General features: G+C 55.8%; 18 protein-coding genes and 1 pseudogene. 6 read left to right on the plus strand and 13 right to left on the minus strand.

All coding sequences use genetic code 11. From position 1 onward, the window contains the following. Window positions 1–49 precede the first annotated feature (49 nt). From IE151_RS09910 to IE151_RS09935, 6 genes are all read left to right on the plus strand, one after another. A complete protein-coding gene (locus IE151_RS09910) occupies window positions 50–886 on the plus strand; it encodes a transporter substrate-binding domain-containing protein (RefSeq protein ID WP_189489854.1) in 837 nt (278 codons plus the stop codon). Between the two features lie 59 nt (window positions 887–945). Continuing rightward, complete coding sequence (locus tag IE151_RS09915; RefSeq protein ID WP_189489855.1) at window positions 946–1608, plus strand: amino acid ABC transporter permease; 663 nt, start codon at window positions 946–948, stop codon at window positions 1606–1608. Further along, window positions 1605–2384: an amino acid ABC transporter ATP-binding protein gene (locus IE151_RS09920; RefSeq protein ID WP_280517245.1), complete on the plus strand. Its 780-nt coding sequence runs from the start codon at window positions 1605–1607 to the stop codon at window positions 2382–2384. Before IE151_RS09915 ends, IE151_RS09920 begins: the two co-directional genes overlap by 4 nt. 30 nt (window positions 2385–2414) lie before the next feature. Then, window positions 2415–3536, plus strand: coding sequence for an enolase C-terminal domain-like protein (locus IE151_RS09925; RefSeq protein ID WP_189489856.1), 1122 nt, complete (start codon window positions 2415–2417; stop codon window positions 3534–3536). Window positions 3537–3629: 93 nt separating this feature from the next. Continuing rightward, the gene (locus IE151_RS09930) at window positions 3630–4898 is read left to right on the plus strand and encodes an NAD(P)/FAD-dependent oxidoreductase (protein WP_189489857.1); all 1269 of its coding nucleotides are present in this window, start codon (window positions 3630–3632) and stop codon (window positions 4896–4898) included. Between the two features lie 90 nt (window positions 4899–4988). After that, a complete protein-coding gene (locus IE151_RS09935; RefSeq protein ID WP_189489858.1) occupies window positions 4989–6743 on the plus strand; it encodes a thiamine pyrophosphate-binding protein in 1755 nt (584 codons plus the stop codon). Between the two features lie 192 nt (window positions 6744–6935). On the opposite strand, the pseudogene IE151_RS09940 reads toward IE151_RS09935, so the two are convergent. The 13 genes and pseudogenes from IE151_RS09940 to IE151_RS10000 all read right to left on the minus strand — a co-directional run. After that, window positions 6936–7769, minus strand: a pseudogene (locus tag IE151_RS09940) (LysR substrate-binding domain-containing protein); the annotation flags it as partial. Between the two features lie 136 nt (window positions 7770–7905). After that, window positions 7906–8784 carry a manganese catalase gene (locus IE151_RS09945; RefSeq protein ID WP_189489859.1) on the minus strand — a complete coding sequence of 293 codons (879 nt, stop codon included), beginning with the start codon at window positions 8782–8784 and terminating at the stop codon, window positions 7906–7908. 127 nt (window positions 8785–8911) lie between these two features. Then, window positions 8912–11266, minus strand: coding sequence for a glucose/quinate/shikimate family membrane-bound PQQ-dependent dehydrogenase (locus IE151_RS09950; protein ID WP_189489860.1), 2355 nt, complete (start codon window positions 11264–11266; stop codon window positions 8912–8914). 52 nt (window positions 11267–11318) lie between these two features. Further along, window positions 11319–11456, minus strand: coding sequence for a hypothetical protein (locus tag IE151_RS09955; protein WP_189489861.1), 138 nt, complete (start codon window positions 11454–11456; stop codon window positions 11319–11321). A 77-nt stretch (window positions 11457–11533) separates the two neighbouring features. Then, window positions 11534–11797, minus strand: a complete 264-nt coding sequence (locus IE151_RS09960; protein WP_189489862.1) for a hypothetical protein — start codon at window positions 11795–11797, stop codon at window positions 11534–11536. Window positions 11798–11864: 67 nt separating this feature from the next. After that, window positions 11865–12608, minus strand: a complete 744-nt coding sequence (locus IE151_RS09965; RefSeq protein WP_189489863.1) for a TIGR04290 family methyltransferase — start codon at window positions 12606–12608, stop codon at window positions 11865–11867. Beyond that, window positions 12605–13594, minus strand: a complete 990-nt coding sequence (locus IE151_RS09970) for a UDP-glucuronic acid decarboxylase family protein (RefSeq protein ID WP_189489864.1) — start codon at window positions 13592–13594, stop codon at window positions 12605–12607. Before IE151_RS09970 ends, IE151_RS09965 begins: the two co-directional genes overlap by 4 nt. Before the next feature lie 8 nt (window positions 13595–13602). Continuing rightward, window positions 13603–14685 carry a CgeB family protein gene (locus tag IE151_RS09975; RefSeq protein ID WP_189489865.1) on the minus strand — a complete coding sequence of 361 codons (1083 nt, stop codon included), beginning with the start codon at window positions 14683–14685 and terminating at the stop codon, window positions 13603–13605. Beyond that, window positions 14682–15773, minus strand: coding sequence for a CgeB family protein (locus tag IE151_RS09980; protein WP_189489866.1), 1092 nt, complete (start codon window positions 15771–15773; stop codon window positions 14682–14684). The genes IE151_RS09975 and IE151_RS09980 overlap by 4 nt, the downstream gene beginning before the upstream one ends. Further along, window positions 15770–16897, minus strand: coding sequence for a CgeB family protein (locus IE151_RS09985; RefSeq protein WP_189489867.1), 1128 nt, complete (start codon window positions 16895–16897; stop codon window positions 15770–15772). Before IE151_RS09985 ends, IE151_RS09980 begins: the two co-directional genes overlap by 4 nt. A gap of 2 nt (window positions 16898–16899) precedes the next feature. Then, window positions 16900–18009: a glycosyltransferase family 4 protein gene (locus IE151_RS09990; protein ID WP_244636694.1), complete on the minus strand. Its 1110-nt coding sequence runs from the start codon at window positions 18007–18009 to the stop codon at window positions 16900–16902. Further along, window positions 18006–20036, minus strand: coding sequence for an NAD-dependent epimerase/dehydratase family protein (locus IE151_RS09995; RefSeq protein ID WP_189489868.1), 2031 nt, complete (start codon window positions 20034–20036; stop codon window positions 18006–18008). The genes IE151_RS09990 and IE151_RS09995 overlap by 4 nt, the downstream gene beginning before the upstream one ends. Continuing rightward, a complete protein-coding gene (locus IE151_RS10000) occupies window positions 20033–21139 on the minus strand; it encodes an NAD-dependent epimerase/dehydratase family protein (RefSeq protein ID WP_189489869.1) in 1107 nt (368 codons plus the stop codon). The genes IE151_RS09995 and IE151_RS10000 overlap by 4 nt, the downstream gene beginning before the upstream one ends. Window positions 21140–21249 lie beyond the last annotated feature (110 nt).

The raw sequence follows: 21249 nt of genomic DNA on the forward strand, positions 1-21249 counted from the left end.
CGCTCAGTCGTGCCGCAAGTGCTGACGATAAAAATGACAGGGGAACAAGATGATCAATAGACGTACCTTCAACAAATTCGCGGGACTCGGTGTCGTAGCATCTGCATTGATGCCGTTTGCGACCACCCAAGTGCGGGCGGCTAGCTCGCTGGAGAGGGTCAAATCCTCGGGGGAATTGCGCATAGGCGGCGTCGCGGACGGTGCACCCTATTATCAGAAAAGCCTGACGGATGGTCAGTGGCGCGGCTTCTATATAGATATTTGTCAGAAGCTTGCTGACGATCTGGGTGTCAAGCTGAAGATTACGGAGACCACCTGGGGCAATTCCGTCCTCGATCTGCAATCTCAGAAGATTGACGTCTTCTTTGGCCTGAACCCCACCCCTGCGCGGGAAAAGGTCATCGATTTTTCTGGTCCGGTCTTCAAGAACGCCTTCACGATGATCAAGCGTAAGGATTTGGAGGCTAAAAGCTGGGAGGATTTCAATAAGTCGAATATTCGGATCGCGGTCGACGCCGGCTCCTCTCACGATTCAGCGATGGGGCGCCATGCACCCAACGCTACGATATCGCGGTTGAAGACGGCAAGCGATGCCACGGCAGCGCTGCAGTCCGGGCGTGCTGACGCACAGTGCCTGGTTCTAGTCCTTGCTCTCAGCCTTGTTGCGAAGAACCCGGCGATTGGCGATCTCGTGATGCCCACCCCCCTCGATTTCACTACTTCCAACGCTGGCTTTCGCCGTGAAGACGATGCCTCCTGGCGTGAATTTGTTGACAAATGGATTTCCGAACATCGCGAAAGCGGTTTCATCAAGTCGACCATCATCAAGAACATGGAATTGGTCGGCGTCAAGGAAACGGATCTTCCTGACGACTTCGAGATCTGATTTCCACGCTGCGGGACATTCGCCCCGTGCAGCCCCATTTCTTATGAGACTTGTTAAAGATGTACGAGTGGAACTTCGCGCTCCTTTGGGATTACCGATGGCTTTTACTGCAGGGAATGGGCATGACCATTGCCCTCACCGCCGCGATCGTATTCGGTGGACTGGCCGTCGGTCTGACTTCCGCGATCTGTCTCCTGTCTCCTTACAGATTGTTGCGGGTCGTCTCGCTTGGCTTCATCGAAGTATTTCGTTGCACACCGATCCTGGTTCAGCTGATCTGGTTTTACTACGCCCTGCCAATCCTGGCAGGCGTAGAGATGACGCCGATGACGGCTTCGGTCTTGGCGCTATCTCTCTATGGCGGATCGTTTTACGCCGAGATTATCCGCGGCGGCATTGTTTCAATAGATCCGGGGCAATCGGAGGCAGCGGCGGCGCTTGGTATGACGCCTGCGAAAACCATGCGTCGCATCGTGCTTCCACAGGCCTTGCGGCGCATGATGCCCGCGATGATGAATCAATCAATTTTGCAATTCAAAAATACCTCTCTTGTCTCAGTTCTGGCGGTTCCCGACCTCGTTTATCAGAGTCAGATGATCGCCCATGATAGTTTCCGACCGCTTGAGACCTACACCGCCGTGGCTGTCGCCTATTTCATGATCCTCTTCCCGCTAACGCTTTTTGTACGCCATCGCGAACGGAAAAACGGAGAGAAGCGATGACTTCGAGCACTCCGATGATAGAAGTAACGCAGCTCAGAAAAAGCTTCGGAAAACTCGATGTTTTGAAGGATATCAATCTAAGCGTCGAACATGGCGGTGTGGTCGCGTTGATCGGTCCTTCCGGTTCAGGAAAGTCAACTTTGCTGCGCTGCCTTAACCTCCTTGTTCAACCAGACGATGGTAGTATACGCGTCGGAGAGAAATCGTTCAGGTTCGGCCAAGGGACGACCGCGCCCGGCTCCCGCTCACTGGCAGCATTTCGTGCGCAGACTGGTATGGTTTTCCAGAATTTCAATCTCTTTCCACATATGAACGTGATTGAGAATGTGATGGAAGCGCTCGTTCAAGTGCGACGTATGCCCAAAGCTAAAGCCCGTGATTTGGCGATGGCACAGCTTCAAAGAGTCGGACTGGACGACAGAGCGCAGCAGGGAACCGAGACCCTATCTGGCGGTCAGAAGCAGCGTGTAGCAATTGCTCGCGCACTGGCCATGGAACCGAGGGTAATGTTGTTTGATGAAGCTACGTCCGCGCTCGATCCGGAACTGGTGGGCGAGGTTTTGCAGATCATGCAGAAATTGGCGAGCGGCGGCATGACGATGGTTATCGTCACGCATGAAATCGCCTTTGCGAGGGACGTCGCCGATCGCGTTATCTTTATGCGCGATGGCTACGTCGTTGAAGAAGGTCCAGCGCGCGAAACGATCGACAACCCGGCGATGGAAGCGACCAGATCTTTCCTCAGTCACTTCCACAAAGCCCACAGGCTCGTTTGACCAACGCAGATACTTACGATGGAAATCAAGATGGATCGCATTGAACGCCTCAGACTCTTCCTCATCGAAAGTCCGATCAAGATGGCGCGACTGCAAGGGGTCGGAAATATCAAGGGGACAGTGAAGCGTGTCCTTCTTGAGTTGACAACGGCCAACGGTATTGTCGGTTGGGGGGAAGCAGCGCCGTGGGAAGTCTTCACAGGAACTTCCGAAGCCGCCTTCGCAGCGATCGATGTCTATTTGCGCGCGCATGTCATAGGTGCGCCTGTCAATCGTATCCGTGAACTGACGCGAACAATGGACAAGGCGCTTGTCGGGCATAGTGAAGCAAAGCTTGCTGTCGAAACCGCTATGTTCGATATCCTCGGAAAGTCATGCGCACTATCGATTGCCGATCTTTTAGGTGGGCGTGTGCGGGATACAATCCCGCTCTCCTTCTCTATAGCCGATCCGGATTTCGATGCAGATATGCGTCGAATGAAGATCATGGTGGAAGGTGGACACAGGATCTTCAAAGTGAAGACGGGTGTTAAATCTCATGCCGAGGATATGGCGCATCTTCAGGCCATGCGCGACGCATTTGGCGATAAGATTGATCTCCGGCTCGACTATAATCAGGCACTGAAACCGTTTGGCGCAATTTCGATCTTGCGTGATGTCGATCAGTTCCGCCCGACTTTCATTGAGCAGCCCGTGCCGCGTGATTGTCTGATGGCGATGGCCTCATTCGCGCGTGACCTCGATACGCCAATTCTTGCGGATGAGAGTTGCTTCGACGCGCGTGACCTGATGGAAGTCATTCGCCTAACGGCTGCCGATGCCATATCGGTAAAGCTCATGAAGGCCGGGGGCATTCTCAAAGCTCAGGCTTTGATGGCAATAGCCGACGCGGCCCACCTTCCAGCATATGGCGGCACGCTTTGGGAAGGCGGGATCGCGTTGGCGGCGGGCACGCAGTTTATCGCGGCCGCACCCGGCATGTCACTTGGATGCGAATTTTACATGCCGCATCATGTGCTGACAGAAGACGTCCTGGAAGAGCGGGTCGGCAACGAGGAAGGGCACGTCGTGGTTCCGGACGGTCCAGGCTTAGGTATTAAAATCAGCGAAGCCTCTTTACGGGGCAACGCCAGAATCTTGGCTGAACGATAAGGTCAGTCAACTCACAAACCAGAAAAATTTCTGATCCGTTTCGGAGCGTCGGGACGGGACAGGCTTCATTTTGTCGAAATTCGGGAATGCGGTATGTCTATGGGTTCTAAAAAAGTTGCGGTGATCGGAAGCGGTATCATAGGCCTTTGCTCGGCTTATGAACTGTTGAAGGCTGGTCACACCGTGACCATCCTGGACCCCAAAAGCCCCGGTGGAAAGCATGGCGCGAGCTATGGCCATGGTTGCTGGATCAGCCCGGCGTCCATTGTACCGATGTCGATGCCCGGCCTGTGGAAGAAAGTGCCGAGCTATCTGCTTGATTCAACCGGCCCTTTGGTGATCCGCTGGAAAAGTTTGCCAAGACTGCTGCCATGGCTGGTTCGCTTCATACTGGCCGGTGCCACGAAAGCCAAGGTCGAGCGTACCGCTCACGCGTTGTCTTATCTCTTGCGAGACGGTCCGGAACGTCATCGGCAGCTCGCGCAAGATGTTGGTGAAGAAGCGCTCATCCACCAAGATGGTCTTCTTTACGTCTTTCCAGACCGTCAAGCGTTCGAGGCCGAAGAACTTTCCTGGAATTTACGCAAGGCTAACGGCGTGACCTGGAGAGAGCTTGAACACGAGGTGCTGCATGAGTACGAGCCCACTCTCGCTAATCGCTACAAATTTGGCATTCTGATCCAGAATGGCAGTCATTGTCTTGATCCCGCCCGCTATCTCTCTGCAATCGCTGACTCTTGTGCTCAACTTGGCGCCAAATTCGTCCGGGATAGCGCCAGAGATTTTCAATTTGAGAACGAGAAGCTGGTCGGCATAATCACCGGCGAGAACGAGCGTATCGACTGTGATCAAGCCGTGGTTGCGGCGGGCATCCGCTCGAAAAGCCTCGCAGCACAGGCGGGTGATCGAATCCCACTTGAAGCGGAGCGTGGTTATCACTGCGTTATCACATGTCCGTCAATCAACCTGAAATGCCCTATCATGCCAAGTGATGGCAAGATGGCCAATACGCCGACCAACAATGGCTTGCGCCTTTCCGGTCAGGTAGAGCTGGCTGACGTCGATGCACTGGCCGACTGGCGCCGGGTCGATATTCTCCTCAACCACGCGAGAAAAGCCTATCCAGCCTTGGAAACGGATGAGCGGAAGATTGAGCGGTGGATGGGGCATCGACCGTCGACGCCAGACGGCCTGCCGGTCATCGGCTATTCGAATCGCTCTCAGGACATCATTTTCGCCTTCGGTCACGGCCACATTGGCTTCGCCAGTGGACCGGCTACTGGACGGATTGTTGCCGATCTCATCTCAGGGAGGGGGCACGACGCCATCAACGTCGCGTTCTCACCCGGACGGTTCAGGTAAGCGAGAAATTTTAGAAGTTTCGGTTGCTGGGCCTCGCTCCCAGCCTCGGGCAGGTCTGGATGCCCCTGTCGAAGTTACGGGAGAGTATAAATGCGTGGTGCGGATATCTTAGTGGAAATGCTGATCGGATATGGCGTTGAGGTTGTCTTTGGCGTTCCGGGTGACACGAATGTTCCCTTCTATGAAGCTCTGCAGCAGAAGGAAGAACGTATTCGACATGTCATGGCGCGCGATGAGCGTTCGGCTGGCTACATGGCCGATGCTTATGGTCGTTTTACGAGCAAACCCGGCGTTTTCGAATGTCCATCAGGCGCCGGTGCCATGTATTCGCTGCCGCCCGTTGCCGAGTCAAACTCATCATCCGTTCCGGTGATACTCCTGACGATAGACATTCCCCTTCCGGGAGAAGGGCGCGGCGTTCTGACCGAACTTGATTGCGCCCGCCTGTTCGATCCGATCACCAAGATGTCCGTACAGGTTAAATCACCGGAAAAGCTACCCGAAATCATTCGTCGCGCATTTCGCGTCGCTTGTTCGGGCAAGCCGGGTGCAGTTCATTTGCAAATTCCGGAAGACATGCTTCTTGCCGAAGTAGATCCAAGACGTGTTTCACTTCACGTCGAAGAGGAGTGCCGCGAATTTCCCGCGTTTCCAACGCTGCCGGAGCCGCATAAACTCGAACAGCTCATCTCGCTCCTGCGTTCGAGCAAGCGACCATTGATTGTATCGGGTGGTGGCGTGAACCGCTCTCGCGCCGGACGGGAAGTCACGGAACTCGCTGAACTCCTGAACATCCCCGTCTGTACCACGATGACGGGTCAAGGAACCATGCCGGACAATCATCGGCTTGCTGTGGGGGTGATCGGCGATAATGGTTTCCATCCCCATGCAAACTGGGCACTCGAACATGCCGATTTCGTGCTGTTCATCGGCTCTAGAATGGGTTCCGTCGTGACGATCGGTTGGACGTTTCCGAAAATTACCCTCAACAAGCGGGTAGCTCAAATTGATATTGATCCGGAGATCATGGCCAACAATTATGAGAACGTGCTGTCTGTCACCGGTGATGCCAAGCTCGTGCTACGGCAGATGGCCGGCATAGTCGATGTGAACAAAGATAGCTCCCACACGCAAGACTGGATCGATCAGCTCAACGACTTGCGTGCTTCTTTCTGGGAGAATGCAGAGGAACTGCTAAGCTCAAGCGCATTGCCCTTACGTCCGGAACGCGCTGTCCGTTGTTTTAACGAGGCGCTCGACACTTCCGGACAATCTGCCTTGATTTATTCGGATGCAGGAACCCCAACGCCGCATATGACGCGTTTTCTGAAGCTGAAGGACAGCAACACCCAGATCGCAATTCCGCGTGCTTTCGGCGGTTTAGGGTCCGCGCTACCAGCAACGGTTGGCGCGTGGTTTGCCAACAAAAACTGTCGTCCGATTGGAATGTTTGGCGATGGCTCCTTTGGCATGACTGTCGGCGAGTTGGAAACCTTGGTCCGCTTGCAGGTTCCGGCGATTCTGCTCCTTTTCAACAATGGTACATTTGGTTGGATCAAGGGTCTTCATCGACTGCGCGGGCACAATCAATGCTTTGGCGTAGACTTCACACCGCCGAAGGGACAGGCAATCGCTGAAGCCTTTGGCTTGAAAGCGTGGACCGCCAAGAATGCAGAGGAACTGGACGCGGCTCTGGGCGAAGCATTTGCCTATAAAAGTGGTCCCTGCTTCATCGACATACATGTCGAGTCCATCGCAGATCGCGTGCCTCCGGTTTATTCCTGGCTTGCGAAGCGCGGCAAAAATCCGTTGAGCGTCGAGGCTGAAGAGGTCCGCTATTTTTAATCTGGCCGCAGAGGAAGCGCTGATCGGCGTCTTCTCCGTTATGGCAATAAAAGATCGTGGGTCGGAAGCCGGCGTTCGCGAAAATGTCTTAGCAACCAATCTCGGAAGAGAATTATACTCGATTGATGGGATTTTCCGTTCCGGATAGACAATGAAATAGGATTCCCCCGACGCGACCGGTGGGCCGAAAGGCGCGTGCAGATCGCCACGCTCCAATTCACGTCGAACATAAAATGTAGGCACAAGAGCCAGCCCAAGCCCATGCACCGCGGCATTTATTACCATATCATAATAAGCGAAACGTGTTCCTTGTATTCGACCCGCGTGACTGATGCCGGAGAGACGCAGCCAATGTAGCCAAAGGCTTGGCTGCCCCGCATTTTGCAACAACGGAAATTTTGCGAAATCCGAGGGTGGATAGCTTGTACCGGCCGGAATAAGCTGGGGCGCGGCCACGACGACGAGCTCTTCGGCAAAAAGTTCGAAACAGCGCACGTGCAGCCATTGTCCTACCCCGCGGAGAATCGCAATGTCGATGCGTGTCTTCTCGAAATCGGTATTTGACTCGATGCTTTGAACCTCGAGTGGAATGTCGGGATAACTCTGAATGAAGGAGCCAAGTCTCTCTGGTAACCAGCGCGCCGCAATTGTCGGATGCGTGCCAAGCAGGAGCGACGTGTCGGCTGATCGACCGCGTACGGCATCGATGGTTACCTCCTGAAGCCGATCGAGTTCCTGCGCAACATCTCGATAATAGGCTGCCCCGATTTCGGTGAGAACAAGCCGTGTCCCCGATCGATGAAAAAGTGTTACTCCCAAGAACTCTTCAAGCTTTTTGATCTGACGGCTGATGCCGCTCTGCGTTATGCCTAGTTCATCCGCAGCCCGGGTGAAACTGAGATACCGCGCCGATGCATCAAAGGCGTGAAGAGCTGATAATGACGGGAGAAATCGTCGCATTTGACCTTCTGACCAGCCGGAATGGCCGCCGAGCTGCGGAACGATCCGCTGCGGGCGATACTGCATTCGATTTTATTGGGCAGCACCTGTCATGTCCATGTCTTTCCCTCTGGGATAATCTCTTGAACTGAAGCCCCCAAGACATGTTGACCTAGGCCGGTGTTCACCTTCCTGGGAGCCCTATTGTAATTCGGAGGGTTAGTTAGGTGGATTGGGGCTGTATCGGCTTTTTCGGCGTCCCGTGCATAAGCGGATCAGCGGGGTTCATTTCCTCTACCACCTCGCCCATGGCCCTGGGCTCCGCGACATATTCGAACTCACCCATGCCATCAATCGACGGTCCCTTCGCCCACCGACCTTCCTTGCTTTCCTCGCCGCCTGAAAAATTCATGAATTGATAGGCGACGTCCGATTTCTGATTTTCCACGGGGAAGCTCGTTGGAACGAGCGGTCCTTCGACGCCATCTTCTTCCAGTTCGGAAATAGCGGCCAGCCATTGATTCTGGTGCATGGTATCGCGTGCAATCAAGAAGGAAAGCATATCGCGAACGCCCGGATCGTCCGTCATTTCGTAAAGTCGACAAACCTGAAGCCGACCTTGCGACTCCGCAGTGACGTTGAAGCGAAAATCGGCCATCAGATTGCCCGAGGCGACGGTGTAGCGTGAATTCCACGGATAGCCGTTGCTGTCGGTCGGCGTTGCGCCAAGCCCAGAGACGATCGCATGCTGGGGGTTCATCCCCGCAACCAGGACATCTTCCATGCGCGAGCCGCCGAGTACTGCCCCAATGGCGGAATTTTTCGCAGCGTTCTCCTGAACGTCTACAGGTGACGTTTCGAGTAGTCGCGCAATCATGGTCGCCAGCATTTCGACATGAGCAATTTCCTCTGTGCCAGTGTCCATGATCAAGTCACGATACTTTGGCGCGGCACGGCAGTTCCACCCCTGGAACAAGTAAGTCATCATGACGCTGATTTCGCCCCACTGCCCCCCAAGCACTTCCTGCAGCTGCTTGGCAAAGATCGGGTCGGGCTTGGTCGGCTTGGCGTTGTATTGGAACTGGTTTGTTCGAAAGAACATGAAACTCTCCTCGGTTGGATTTACGTCCGAACAGAGCTTCCTGTGCATAGTTCCTTGAATTCGACCCGCGATGCAGAACGGCACCCACCGCAATCCGCAGCAGATGCCGTTCATTCTGCTGACCTGATTATTCCGGCAAGGCGTACGCGATCACGTAGTCTCCGGGTTTCGTTCCGACTGAACCGTGACCGCCGGCAACAATGAGCACATATTGTCTGTCGTCCTGCTCATAGGTCATCGGTGTAGATTGGCCACCCGCCGGAAGACGCGCCTGCCAAAGCTGCTCACCAGTGGTCAAATCGTAAGCGCGCAAATAATCATCGACGGCAGCCCCGAGAAACGCGACCCCGCCGCGGGTGATGATCGGGCCTCCGATCCCTGGTACACCCATCTTGATGGGGAGCGGTACGGGAGACATGTCGCGTACCGTGCCGTTCTTGTGCATCCATGCGACCTGACCGTTAGTCAGATCGGCACCTGCAACATAGCCCCATGGCGGGGACTGACACGGTATGCCCAGAGGACCGAGAAATGGCCCCATGACGACGCCGTACGGCGCCCCTTCATTTCGATTGAGGCCTTGTTCGCTCGCAGTTTCCCCCTCTTCTTTTGGCGGGATGTCGGCGCGGGGCACGAGGCGAGAGGTAAAGGCCAGATAGGTCGGCATACCGAACATGACCTGGCGTTCGGGATCGACTGCGACAGAGCCCCAGTTGAATGTGCCGAAATTGCCGGGATACACGATCGTTCCCTGGAGCGACGGCGGAGTATAGCGACCTTCATATTTGAGCTGGTGAAACTGGATGCGGCAGTAAAGCTGATCGAAGATCGATACGCCCCACATGTCTCGTTCCCGCAAGGGTTCGGGTTTCAAGGTCAGCGCCGAGGTCGGCTGAGTCGGGGCAGTGAAATCCTCCGGGATGGCTCCGCCCGGTGCCGGCTCTTCGCTGACGGAAAGAATAGGCTCACCCGTCTCGCGGTTAAGCACGTAGATGTCGCCCTGCTTGGTCGGACCAACCAGTGCCGGCAAGGTCTGTCCATCCCGTTCAAGGTCGATGAGAACTGGCTGTGCGGGAACGTCCATGTCCCAGAGATCATGGTGCACCGTCTGGAAGACCCAGCGTCGCTGGCCGGAATTCACGTCGAGGGCAACAATGGAGGAAGAATGCTCTTCCACTGCCGGTGACCGCCCCATGCCCAACTGATCCGGCACCTGATTTCCAAGCGGAATGTAGACTAGGCCGCGTTGCTCATCGACGGAGAAGACCGACCAGCTATTCGGCGAATTCGCTGTGTAGGTTTCGCCTGCCTCCACGTTGATGGGGGCCGTATCGTCCGGGTTGCCACTGTCCCAGTTCCAGCGGAGTTCGCCGGTCAGAATGTCATAGGCGCGGATTACGCCCGATTGCGAATAGATGGAGAAATTGTCATTCACAGCGCCGCCTATAATGAGCAAGCCATTGACGGCAACAGGTGGGGAGGTTGAATAATAATAGCCTGCCGGATTATAAGGCATACCGCGCTCCAGGCGCAGTGTTCCGCCTTCGGCGAAGCTGGTGCAGAGTTCTCCCGTTTCTGCGTCGAGTGCGAGAAGCCGAGCATCGGCAGTCGGCATATATACCCGCTGCACGCAGGCTGGGCCCTCCGTGGCGGGCGCGGCACCCGTATCCCAGTAGGTTACGCCACGGCAGGTCTGGTGTTGGCGATCCGGGTTCATTCCGGATTGTGCATCGTACCGCCAAACCTCCCTGCCGGTGGCGGCGTCGAGCGCGATAGCTATATTGTGAGGAGTACAGAGATAAAGTCTGTTGTCGATCTTCAGCGGCGTGACCTGGTATGTCGTCTCCGATACGTCGTCAGGGCGTTTCACGTCACCTGTCTGATAGCGCCAGACTTCTTCCAGTTGTGCTACATTTTCCGGTGTAATTGTATCAAGCGGAGACCAGCGCTGGCCGTAATTGGTGCGACCGTACTGGTGCCACTCACCCGGAGGGACAGGGTTTCCGGTGTTAGGCTCGTTCGCAATACGCTTGCCAGGTAATTCGCCCTCGATGCGTGTCGGATCCTGAGACATGGAATATGCGGCGGCACAGATACTAAGCAGGATCGCTGCCGCGAGCGGCAAGCCGGAAGTTCCTCCTGCCCTTCGTTCCGGCGCTGTGTCGTATGTGCCGACCAGACGGTTACGTACGAACGGCAACCACAGCCATATGGCCATCAAGACGACGAGACCGCCGCGAGGCGCCAGTTTCCACCAGTCGAATCCGACCTCCCAAATTGCCCAGCCAAGCCAGAGAACGAGAGTAATCGAGAAAACGACGGTAGCTGCTCCACTTCTGCGCAAGACAAGCCAAGCCGTCAGAAGAATGGCCAAGCCAAGAAAGAGATAGGCTGGACTCCCGCCCAGCGCGATCAGCCAGCCGCCCATCAATGTTATGATAAGGGCGATTATTCCAAATAATAGTCCTGTGAATGTCGTCATAACAGATCCTGTACCTGTAGGGCTTTCCCCTGTTTCGCTCGGCTGTCACTCGCTATTCTTGCTGGATGGCATGAGGGTTTGCACTGTCTTGCGGCACTTCGTCTCCGTCGGCGCCGTTTCTGTTCAGTAAAATCATAGCACCGCCAAATAAAATTAAAATGCCGATAACGAGAATGAGCGGTCGCATCATTCATCTCCAATGTAGGGAATAATCGTAAGTGATTTGAGAAGTCGCGAGATAGCGATCAGGAACATTTAATCATTTCGCTAGGCTCGGTTTACGAACTTGTTGAAACGACTGAGTTGTCCGCTTTCCACTTTTTCCTGATATAGAAACGCGAGCTGACTTTCCTCAAATATCGTGAAGAACTCTTCCCAGTCGATTTCTTCCAGCTCTTTCTCGGGCTTTCCAAAGTCGATACGGAGAACACCACCTTCGCCGCCAGTACGTATGACGGCCGGTCGCCCCTCGCGTGCTTCTGCCCATTTGCGAATCGCTTCATGATCCGTCGTAGTCTCGGAACTGCTCATAGCTTGCCTCGTTCGATTGCGGTTATCGCGCTCAAACAAGAAGGTCCCTGCAAAGTTCCTCGACGGCTTAGAGCCAGTGTTCTGCCATGGGTTCTCCCGTTTTTTCGCAAAGAAAGACTTCTCGCTCCGGGTTATCCAGAATTCGAAATCCGGAACTGCGCAGCATGGCTTCAACGGCGGCTTTATTGGGGATAAACCAGTTCGAAGGATCCCCGGAATAGCTGTTTTCGATGAAGAACAGCTTCGGGAATTCGGGTTTGTCGAAAATCGCCCATTCTGAGAAATCGTAATTCTCGTTTAGCGTCGGGACGCGCTCGTCGCCGCGTTGCAAGCATTGGAACAACATCTGATCTCCGACAACGTGTTGAGAAAGAAGATCGAGCGCAAGCAACGGATGACGCAAATGATACAGCACACCCATGAAGATGACGAGATCATAGCGTTCGCCGATCTGGCCAACATCGTAGATCGACAGCTGGCGGAACTCGATGTCGGTCATGCCAAGCTCGTCAGCTGCGAACCGCGCCTGGCGCAGATATTTCGGATTGCTGTCGATGCCGACTACACGCCCGGCGTTACGCCGCTTCATTTCGATACTGTAGAAGCCGGCATTGCACCCCACATCGAGAACGCTGCGCCCTTCCAGATCATCCGGAAGGACGTGCTGGAATCCCCGCCACTTGAACGCGGGATAATCGCCGAGGAAATGGTCCGGAGCAGTCTCGATCCCGTGGAGCTTCAAATTTTGGAACCAGGGACCGAGTTCTTCAATGCTCCTCCTCAGTTTGAACTGTCTGTCTGCAACATTCATGACAGAACGCTCTCTTCTTGCGGCATTTCTCCAGATGTCGTCGCAAACCACTCGATGGTGCGGCGAAGGCCTTCATGTAAGGGAATTGCAGGACACCAGTTCAGGACTTGTTTTGCACGCGTAATATCTGGGCGTCGCCGCGTTGGGTCGTCCTGTGGCAAGGGCCGGAATTCGATTTCAGAGGAGGTGGGTATCATATCGAGCACGAGATGCGCGAGCTCGAGGATCGTTAATTCGCCGGGATTACCGAGATTTAGGGGGGATTGTGGATTCGGTGAGGCGTCCATCAGTTGGACAAGACCAGCCACGAGATCGCTGACATAGCAGAAGGAGCGTGTCTGCTGACCTGTTCCGTATATGGTCAACGGCCGGCCCTCAAGCGCCTGTACGACGAGATTGGAGACTATGCGTCCATCATTGCGCTGCATACGCGGCCCGTATGTGTTAAAGATACGCGCCACGCGTGCGTCCACGCGACCTAGCCTTAACAGATCGAAACACAAGGTTTCAGATGCCCGCTTGCCTTCGTCGTAACAGGCGCGCGGGCCTGTACAATTGACATTGCCCCAGTAAGCCTCTTGCTGCGGGTGCTGCAAGGGATCCCCATAGACCTCGCTGGTGGACGCCTGCAGAAACCGCGCCCTCCGCCGTTCGGCAACCTTAAGCAAGATCGCCGTTCCATTGACGCAGGTCATCATCGTATGAACGGGATCGGCCTGATATTGCGGAGGCGAGGCTGCGCACGCCAGATTATAGATTTGTTGAATCGGTTCGTCGAAATCTTCGAAGTCGGAAATGTCTTTTTCAATCAGCCGAAATCGCGGATGGTTCATGAGCGGTTGGATGTTTTGTCTTGAGCCGGTGATAAAGCTGTCGACGCAGCTGACATAATCACCGCGACTGAGAAGAAAGTCGCAAAGATGGGAGCCGATGAACCCTGCTCCGCCTGCTACGAGAATATTTTTCCGTTCAACACTTTGAAGCATGTCTATCCTCACGCGTGCTGGATCTGTCTGGCGGCGATGGTCGCGGCGAGCTGGCTTGCGCGGGCTAGGCCGGTATGATGGCGCAGCACGATATCGCTTGCCGCATCAGCGATCGCTTGCCGCCTTTCATCGGGCATGTTGCTCAAGGTTGCGACGACATCTTCCGTCGTATGCGCAACCCGAAGTGCTTTGCCGGTCTCGAAAATTTCGTCCAGCCCTTGCCACCAGTCGCTGATGATCGGCACCCCGCAGGCAGCTGCCTCGAAGAGACGAACGCTGGGTGACCAACCAGCCGCGATCATGTCGGCCCGCGTGATGTTCAGCGTAAAGCGTTGACGGCTGTAGAAAGCGGGGTGCCGATCCGGGGCCAGGTGCTCGATGCGCTCGACATTCTGCGGCCAGTTTATGTCGTTCGGGTATTGTGGTCCGGCCACCACGAAACGCTTTTCCGGTAAGCGCCGCGCCGGTTCGATCAAGAGCTTTTCCAGCGCCGGTTGGCGATCGGGACTATAAGTGCCGAGATAGCCGAGGTCCCAGCTAAGAGGCTCATCCATCGGCTTGTATTTCTCGGCGTCGACCGAACAATAGAGATCGGCAGCCTGGCGCGCTCCATAATCCCCTTCAAGCCGGCGCAAAACTGCTCCACCGGAAAAGGAGAAATAGGTGTCGAAGAAGGCTATTTGCCGTTTTGCCAGATATTCCTCATCACCTCTGTCGAGCTTGGCTAAGGTAACCGGCGTGTCAATGTCATAGAAGCAAAGCTGTCGCGGTCGGAGCGCCACGACGCGATCGATCAAGGTAACACCCTCCGGCACATATGAACCGATGATGACGGCGTCGGCTGTCTCAATCGCTGTTCGGTAAGTGGCGAGCGCGTCGTTCAGATCGTCATAATAAACGAGTTCACAGAAATCAGGCTGCCGTAGATCGCGCTGGCTTGCATACCATGGCACGTCCCGTTCGAGGAAAAGCACTCGATGACCAAGCGTGTCCAGGCCGCGTAGCAGTGCTCTGTAGGTCGTGGCGTGACCGTTACCCCACGATGAGGACAATGATAGCCCGAAAATGACGATATCGAGTTTCCCAGTCATTGCGTTGCCTCCGCCCTGCCTTCTGCGTAGGTGCGAAAGATCGCGTCAACCTGATCAGCGCGATGCGTATAAGTGTGCTCCGAAAGCACGCGATCGCGGGCCCGGTGCCCGATCAACGCTGCGTCGCGTGGCGACAGAGAGGCCATGATTTCAGCGACATCCTTGCCGTCGCGCGCAACCAGAATTTCTTCGTCCGGTTGAAGAAAAAGCTCAATCCCCTCCCAGAAATCCGTGATGAGACATCCACCCGCTCCAGCTGTTTCGAAGACGCGCGTGGCTGGCGAAAAGCCATTGCGCGCCATGCTGTCGCGCGAAATATTAAGCACGATTTTAGGTGTGCAGTTAAACGCGTTGTGCTTCGTCGTGGAGACGTGTCCGATATAGCTCACGTTCTGTGGCTTCGCCTTATCTTCCCAACCGGAGCCACCGAGCAAAAAGTTTTGCTCCTCCAGTAACGAAGCGGGCTTCAAGAAGAATTCCTCGACCCGTGCCTCACGATCAGGCAGCCGATTGCCGAGAAAGGCGAGATCGGCATAAAAGGCCGGATCGGGGGAGACGGGATGATGGGTTTCCGGATCGAGCGCGTTGTAGACTGGAATGCAGTTCTTTGCCCCCAGCGTACGATAAGCATCAACCACCGGCTCGCCCCCACCATAGGTCAATACAAGATCTAGCGTTTTCAACGCCTTGCGCAACGGATGCTCAGCCGATGCGTGTAGTTCCGCGAGGGTGGCTGGTGCATCCACGTCCCAGAAGATTTTCAGGGCGTCTGCGCGCGCATGATGCAGCAGGCGATCGAGCAGCGTATCATCTTCGAAACCGACGCCGCTGGCTTTGACTACGATGTCGGCTTGACTTGCTTCCGACGTAACCTGTTCTACTGCATCCAGCGTCGGTTGATAGACCACAACCTTGCACCACTCGGGCGGCTCCATGTCCCGGTTCTTCTGCCGGTCGTAGACGTCGGGTTCATAAAAGGTGATCCGATAGCCCTTTTCCGCAAGCGCGCGCAGCATGCCGCGATAATAAGTCGCTGCTCCATTCCAATATGCTGAAACCAGACTGGACCCATAAAATGCGATCTTCATTCTGCCGGCTCCTTAATCTCGTGTGATTGATTCGGCGAAGAGGTCAGCTCGTCCACAAATGAAAGCAACTCGCTGACGCGGTGCCGGCAGGTGTGCCGCGCGCCTATTGTCTCGAGTCCGTTATTTCGCAAAGATCGAGCTAAGTCGGGGTCGCCAAGAATGGCATGCAGATTCTTTTTCATTTCGTCGCCGTTGCGCGCCACGAGATAATCTTCTCCGGGGCGAAACAGCTGTTCTGTATCGGGCCATGGCGCAGAAACGAGCGGAATGCCGCAGGCCAATGCTTCAAAAACGCGAATAGTCGGAATGCCGGGAAGAGACTCAACATAAGGTCGGCGCGGGATGTGCACGGTCGCCTTATGCCGGGCGAAAGCTTTCGGCACCTCCGCGTTCGCGATCCAGCCGCTATAGTCGACGCCGGCCCGACGCAACGCATCCAGTGCGTGAGCGGGATAGCGAACGCCCCTGACGGTTGCGCTGAGCTGCAAGTCCCTGATCGGCTTGATCAAGAATTCGACGATTTCAGCAGACCGTTCATCATCGCCCCAGTTTCCGATCCAGATCAGGTCTTTTTCAGCGTGGTTTGTTTCTAACGGTTTGAAAAGCGTATCATCCGCCGCCTCGTGCCAGGTCTGAACCTGCCTGCCCCAACCAGCGTCGAGGTAACGCTGGCGCAATGTTTCGCCGAAGGCAAGAACGCCATCATAATCGGTAAGATCAAGACCAGCGATTTCCTCGCGCGCCGACACCGCTCGATGATGCGTGTCGTGGAAGAGCAGCAGAAACCTTCCACCATCGCGTCTGATTTTCCCGATATGGGCGATAATCGCTGGCTCTGTCCATTCGTGGACGATGACGATATTTGCATCTTCCAACGCCGCCTCGTGATCGAAGTTAGAATCATATTGCTCCGAGCGCAATTGCGGAAATATGTGATGGAAGGTTTGGATAGCCTCCGCGCCCTGATCGGCCACTAGATTGTCGCGGCTCCAGGAGGCCTGCGGCTCCAGCGCCTTGGCCGAATGCCCGCGTCGGATCAGGTCCTTCATCACGCCGCGCAGGAAATGTGCGTTTCCATGGTTCCAATCTGAGACAAGGGAATGCGTATAGAAAACGAAATTCATGGTTACTCCGCTGCAATTCGGGAAGAATTTTCAAGCGTCTGCATGTAGAGCTCAGCCATGCGCTCCGCCTGCCGCGCCAGAGAAAACTGCCTCGATCGTTCGAATGCCTTCGCGGCAAGCGTCTCTCGGAGATCTCCGTCCTTAGCCAGCCGGTTGGCCCCCGCTACGAAAGTGGCGACATCGCGCGGATCAAAGAAAAGCGCGGCGTCGTTCCAAAGCTCGCGATATGTGGGGATGTCCGAAAGAAGCAGCGCAGCGCCCTGGCGTGCGGCTTCCAGTGCCACGAGGCCGAATGGTTCGTAGATTGAAGGCGAGGCGACCACACCTGCCCCCGCCATCAATCGCATGGCATCCGAATGCGGCAGGTGAGACTTGTGCCGGGGGTTCGTAAACTGGAAGCTTTGCCCGCTTGGCCCACTGGTGTTGCCGACCGTAACCAGTGGCCAGGACAGATCGGGCGCAGCCCCCTCAAGCAGCGCGGCATTCTTTCCTTCGTCCCACCAGCGACCGGCTGAAAAAATATAGTTCTGCTTCTCAATCGCCGGATTTGGCTGGACGCGGGTCGCATTGTGAACGACCTCGATCCCGCGCTGTAACCCGTAGACAGCCTGTGTCGTCGTCGCATGGCTTTTGCTTGGTGCGATCACTAGATCTGCGCGTTCATAGCCCCGCTGATTGAGATCATATTGCCATGACCAATCATCCGGCACCGCGCTCTCGCGCACGCCGTGAAACCATGTGACAACACAGGAATGCGAAACGACAACGATCGGAACGTTGAGATCGAGGTTCGCTGCCTGCGACGGCAGGTTGAGCTGGAGGAGGTCGATCTTTTCACATACCACTAGGTCTGCCAGAATTGCCGATATGGATGAGAGTTGCCGGGCATCCTCTGCCATCCAGTCGAGAGGCAAATCGAACCAGAGCAGCTTGGCACCAATCTTTTCCGCTTCTGCGACCTGTGTTTCATGGGGGCGGGGGCCGAAACCGACGAAAACCGACTCGATGCCATGCGCGACAAGCCCTTCAGCCAGATCGACGGCGTAGCGCCAGACGCCGCCGACAGCGTCCAGGCTCATGAGGATGCGCAGGCTTGTGGGAAGGGTCTTCATGCGAACACCTTCTCGCGTGTTTTCATCCCTGCTCGACATGCAGCGCGATTTTCGGCCAGCCAGCATGCCAGATCCCGAATCCCATTCTGCCAGCCTATGGTGGGTTGCCAATCGAGCGCGTTCCGCAGCTTGGAGGTATTCGCAACGAAGTAGAACTGGTCGCCTGCACGCCATGCGTCGTGACTGGTCCTGACGCGATTGATGCTCAGACTCTCAATACATTGCAGAACCGCGTTGAGGCTCACGGCATTTTCTGGTCCGCCTCCAAGATTGAACGCGTGGCCACTGACACTGTCCATATTGTCAAGCACTGCCCGATAGGCCTTCACGGCATCATTGACGTGCAGAATGTCTCGTACCTGCTTGCCATTGCCGTAGATGGAGATCGGTTCACCCGCCAAGGCGCGAATTAGAAAATGCGCCACCCAACCCTGATCTTCCGTGCCGAACTGCCGCGGCCCGTAAATGCAGCTCATGCGTAGAACAGCAGCCCGAAGACCGAAGGATTTTGCATAATCCAGCACATATTGGTCCGCGACGCCTTTCGAGCAACCATAGGGCGTGCAGAAGTCCAGTGGTCGCGTCTCGTCGATCCCATGCTGGCGTATTCGCTCGTCTACCGGCGCGTAACAGTCCGCCATCTCTTCCATGGTGAGATCATCGAGCGCGCCATAGACCTTGTTGGTGCTGGCGAAGACAATAGGAGCCTCGCCGCCAGCTTTGCGCACTGCTTCGAGGACATTGAGCGTGCCGCGTGCATTGGCCTCGAAATCATCGATCGGATTTATCAGACTGGTGGTCACCGCCGTCTGCGCCGCGAGGTGAAACACAGCCTTCGCGTCGGTGAAATAATCCTCGATGCCCCGTAGGTCACGCACGTCAGCCAGGGCGGGAGAGATTTTTGTTCCGTGCCGCTCGATCAGCCATGAAAGGTTCTGATCTACGCCGGTTCGGCCCAGATTATCCAGAATGATGACATCTTTACCGTCGCTCAGAAGGCTGTCAGCGAGATTTGAGCCGATGAAGCCCGCGCCCCCAGTAATGATAACCGGTTTCGCGCCGCTCGAGATGGCCGGGGCCGCAAGCCGGGTTACTTGTTCCAGTCGCTCAATGCCACCTTCCATCAGGAGGCGCGCAAGGAGTTTGGGCTGTCCGTCGTGCGTCGTCGCGCCGAGGTGATAGTGCCGCGGGTCGAACCACAATCCTTCCTGTACGGCCACATCCGGCGGCACGTCCCGCCAAGAGTACCAGTAAACGCGATCGGCCTTCACGTTGAGCGCATTGATAAATCGTCGGACCTGCTCGACCTCGTCATTGCGCCAGGTGGAATAGCCGGTTTCGGTGATCCATATCTGCGCTTCAGGATTGAACCTGTCTATGACGCGGCGCATCTCGCCCAAGTGCATGTCCCAGCCGCTCCAACTCGCCTGCTCACTGTCCCACGTGCCAGGAAAGCCGTGGAAGCCGACGGCATCGACGACACCTAGGACGCCGCGTTCGCCCATGAGATCGAGCCAGAGCGGATCAAACGGACAGGGTCCGCCCAACACAGGTTTGAAGCCGCGCTCTTTCGCCCAGTAGGCGGCACCACCAACCATCTCGCAGAAAAGCTGGTAGTCGGGATCTGCCCGCCAATCCCAGTCCAGGAGATTGTTTGGCTCGTTCCAAAGCTCGACGTGGCGGAAATATTGGCCATAACGCGTCAGTATATGATCCACGAAATCGGCATAATCCTTGAGCACGTACGGCGCGCCCGAGGTCTTGCCGTTGCGCGACAGCGATGGCGGCGTGTAATGCAGGCACGGCAGGAGGTCGATTTCCGCGCCGATTCGGGGGATGATCCAATCGAACCACTCCTGCCCGCCCTCGGCATGATACTCCGCCCAGGACACATGCGTGCGAAGATAGTTCGCGCCGCTTTTCAGAAGACCGGGCAACAGCTCTTCCGTGCGCTCATATTCTCCGGGACGAAACCATTCCACGAAGCCGAAATCCCTGCGGCACGGCGTTTTCGGGACGATCGTCATGAAACCAACCCTCGCTCTTCCAGCTGTTTGCGCATTTGGTTGCCGCGATCGACAGATCGTGTCTGCGCGACCCATTGGACGAACCGCTGCAGGGAGTTTTCAAGCAAATGGCGAGGCTCGAAGCCGAGCAGCTCCCGCGCTTTGGAAATATCGGCGAAGCAATTGCGAATATCGCCGGCTCGCGACTTGTTAAGTATCTCGGGCTCGAGATGCGGCACGTTCATGGCTTCTGCAAGGAGGCCCGCAACTTCTGTAATCGTGTAGGCGTTGCCACTGCCGATATTGATGACATGGCTGTTGGCGTCAGGCTTCTCCAGAGCGAGGCGAAAAGCCAGCGCCACATCCTCGACATGCACGAAATCGCGCTTTTGCTGACCATCTTCGAAAACGGTTGGCCGCTGCCCGTTTGCAAGGCGTGAAGCGAAATTGGCAAGAACGCCGGTATAAGGATTGGAGAGTGCCTGTCCGGCGCCGAACACGTTGAAAAGGCGGAGCGCGACGGCTTCCATGTTATAAGCTTCGCCGAAGATAAGTACCTGGCGTTCCTGCGCGTACTTGGTGAGCGCATAAATCGACGCAAGATCGACCGGCTTCTGCTCATCCGTGGGAGATGGCGTCAGTGCCGAGCCATCTGCCCCCAAGGGCTCCCAGAGTCCCGCCCTCACGCGGTCCGCGCGGCGTCGGATAGAACCAGCATCCCGCCCCGTCGCGTCCATGTAGCGGCCTTCTCCGTAAACGCTCATGGAGGAGGCAACGACAATGCGTTTGATCGGCTTACCGATCATTGCCTCCAGAAGAACAGCGGTGCCGAGATCGTTCGCATCGACATAACGGGCGATCTCGTACATTGATTGACCAACGCCGACTTCCGCTGCGAGATGAATGACGCCGTCGATATCAGCAAGTGCTTTCTCAACGACCGCGCGGTCGCAGACATTGCCGGAAACGACGTCAACCTCTTCGGGTAATATCGTTTCAGCATCCCCATGCACCTGCTCGATCAGTGCATCCAGAACGCGGACCCCATAGCCATTTTCAAGCAGTTCGGAGACGACATGGCGACCGATGAAGCCGCAGCCTCCTGTGACCAAAATCTTTTTCATGAGAAACCCTGAAACCCTATGAAGATGTTGCAATCGGATTCCGAACCGACCCTGGATTAGAAAGTTCCAGGAAAAATTTCATTGTGATTTCAAGAGGATTCGCGCCTGCA

It is taken from the genome of Limoniibacter endophyticus, assembly GCF_014652835.1.
Classification (GTDB): domain Bacteria; phylum Pseudomonadota; class Alphaproteobacteria; order Rhizobiales; family Rhizobiaceae; genus Limoniibacter; species Limoniibacter endophyticus.

Coding starts and splice junctions, on each gene's coding strand:
- IE151_RS09970 (WP_189489864.1), bottom strand. CDS start 13,594: ATGCTTCAAAGTGTTGAACGGAAAAATATTCTCGTAGCAGGCGGAGCA.
- IE151_RS09995 (WP_189489868.1), bottom strand. CDS start 20,036: ATGACGATCGTCCCGAAAACGCCGTGCCGCAGGGATTTCGGCTTCGTG.
- IE151_RS10000 (WP_189489869.1), bottom strand. CDS start 21,139: ATGAAAAAGATTTTGGTCACAGGAGGCTGCGGCTTCATCGGTCGCCAT.
- IE151_RS09945 (WP_189489859.1), bottom strand. CDS start 8,784: ATGTTCTTTCGAACAAACCAGTTCCAATACAACGCCAAGCCGACCAAG.
- IE151_RS09910 (WP_189489854.1), top strand. CDS start 50: ATGATCAATAGACGTACCTTCAACAAATTCGCGGGACTCGGTGTCGTA.
- IE151_RS09915 (WP_189489855.1), top strand. CDS start 946: ATGTACGAGTGGAACTTCGCGCTCCTTTGGGATTACCGATGGCTTTTA.
- IE151_RS09955 (WP_189489861.1), bottom strand. CDS start 11,456: ATGATGCGACCGCTCATTCTCGTTATCGGCATTTTAATTTTATTTGGC.
- IE151_RS09920 (WP_280517245.1), top strand. CDS start 1,605: ATGACTTCGAGCACTCCGATGATAGAAGTAACGCAGCTCAGAAAAAGC.
- IE151_RS09925 (WP_189489856.1), top strand. CDS start 2,415: ATGGATCGCATTGAACGCCTCAGACTCTTCCTCATCGAAAGTCCGATC.
- IE151_RS09960 (WP_189489862.1), bottom strand. CDS start 11,797: ATGAGCAGTTCCGAGACTACGACGGATCATGAAGCGATTCGCAAATGG.
- IE151_RS09965 (WP_189489863.1), bottom strand. CDS start 12,608: ATGAATGTTGCAGACAGACAGTTCAAACTGAGGAGGAGCATTGAAGAA.
- IE151_RS09935 (WP_189489858.1), top strand. CDS start 4,989: ATGCGTGGTGCGGATATCTTAGTGGAAATGCTGATCGGATATGGCGTT.
- IE151_RS09930 (WP_189489857.1), top strand. CDS start 3,630: ATGTCTATGGGTTCTAAAAAAGTTGCGGTGATCGGAAGCGGTATCATA.
- IE151_RS09985 (WP_189489867.1), bottom strand. CDS start 16,897: ATGAATTTCGTTTTCTATACGCATTCCCTTGTCTCAGATTGGAACCAT.
- IE151_RS09990 (WP_244636694.1), bottom strand. CDS start 18,009: ATGAAGACCCTTCCCACAAGCCTGCGCATCCTCATGAGCCTGGACGCT.
- IE151_RS09980 (WP_189489866.1), bottom strand. CDS start 15,773: ATGAAGATCGCATTTTATGGGTCCAGTCTGGTTTCAGCATATTGGAAT.
- IE151_RS09975 (WP_189489865.1), bottom strand. CDS start 14,685: ATGACTGGGAAACTCGATATCGTCATTTTCGGGCTATCATTGTCCTCA.
- IE151_RS09950 (WP_189489860.1), bottom strand. CDS start 11,266: ATGACGACATTCACAGGACTATTATTTGGAATAATCGCCCTTATCATA.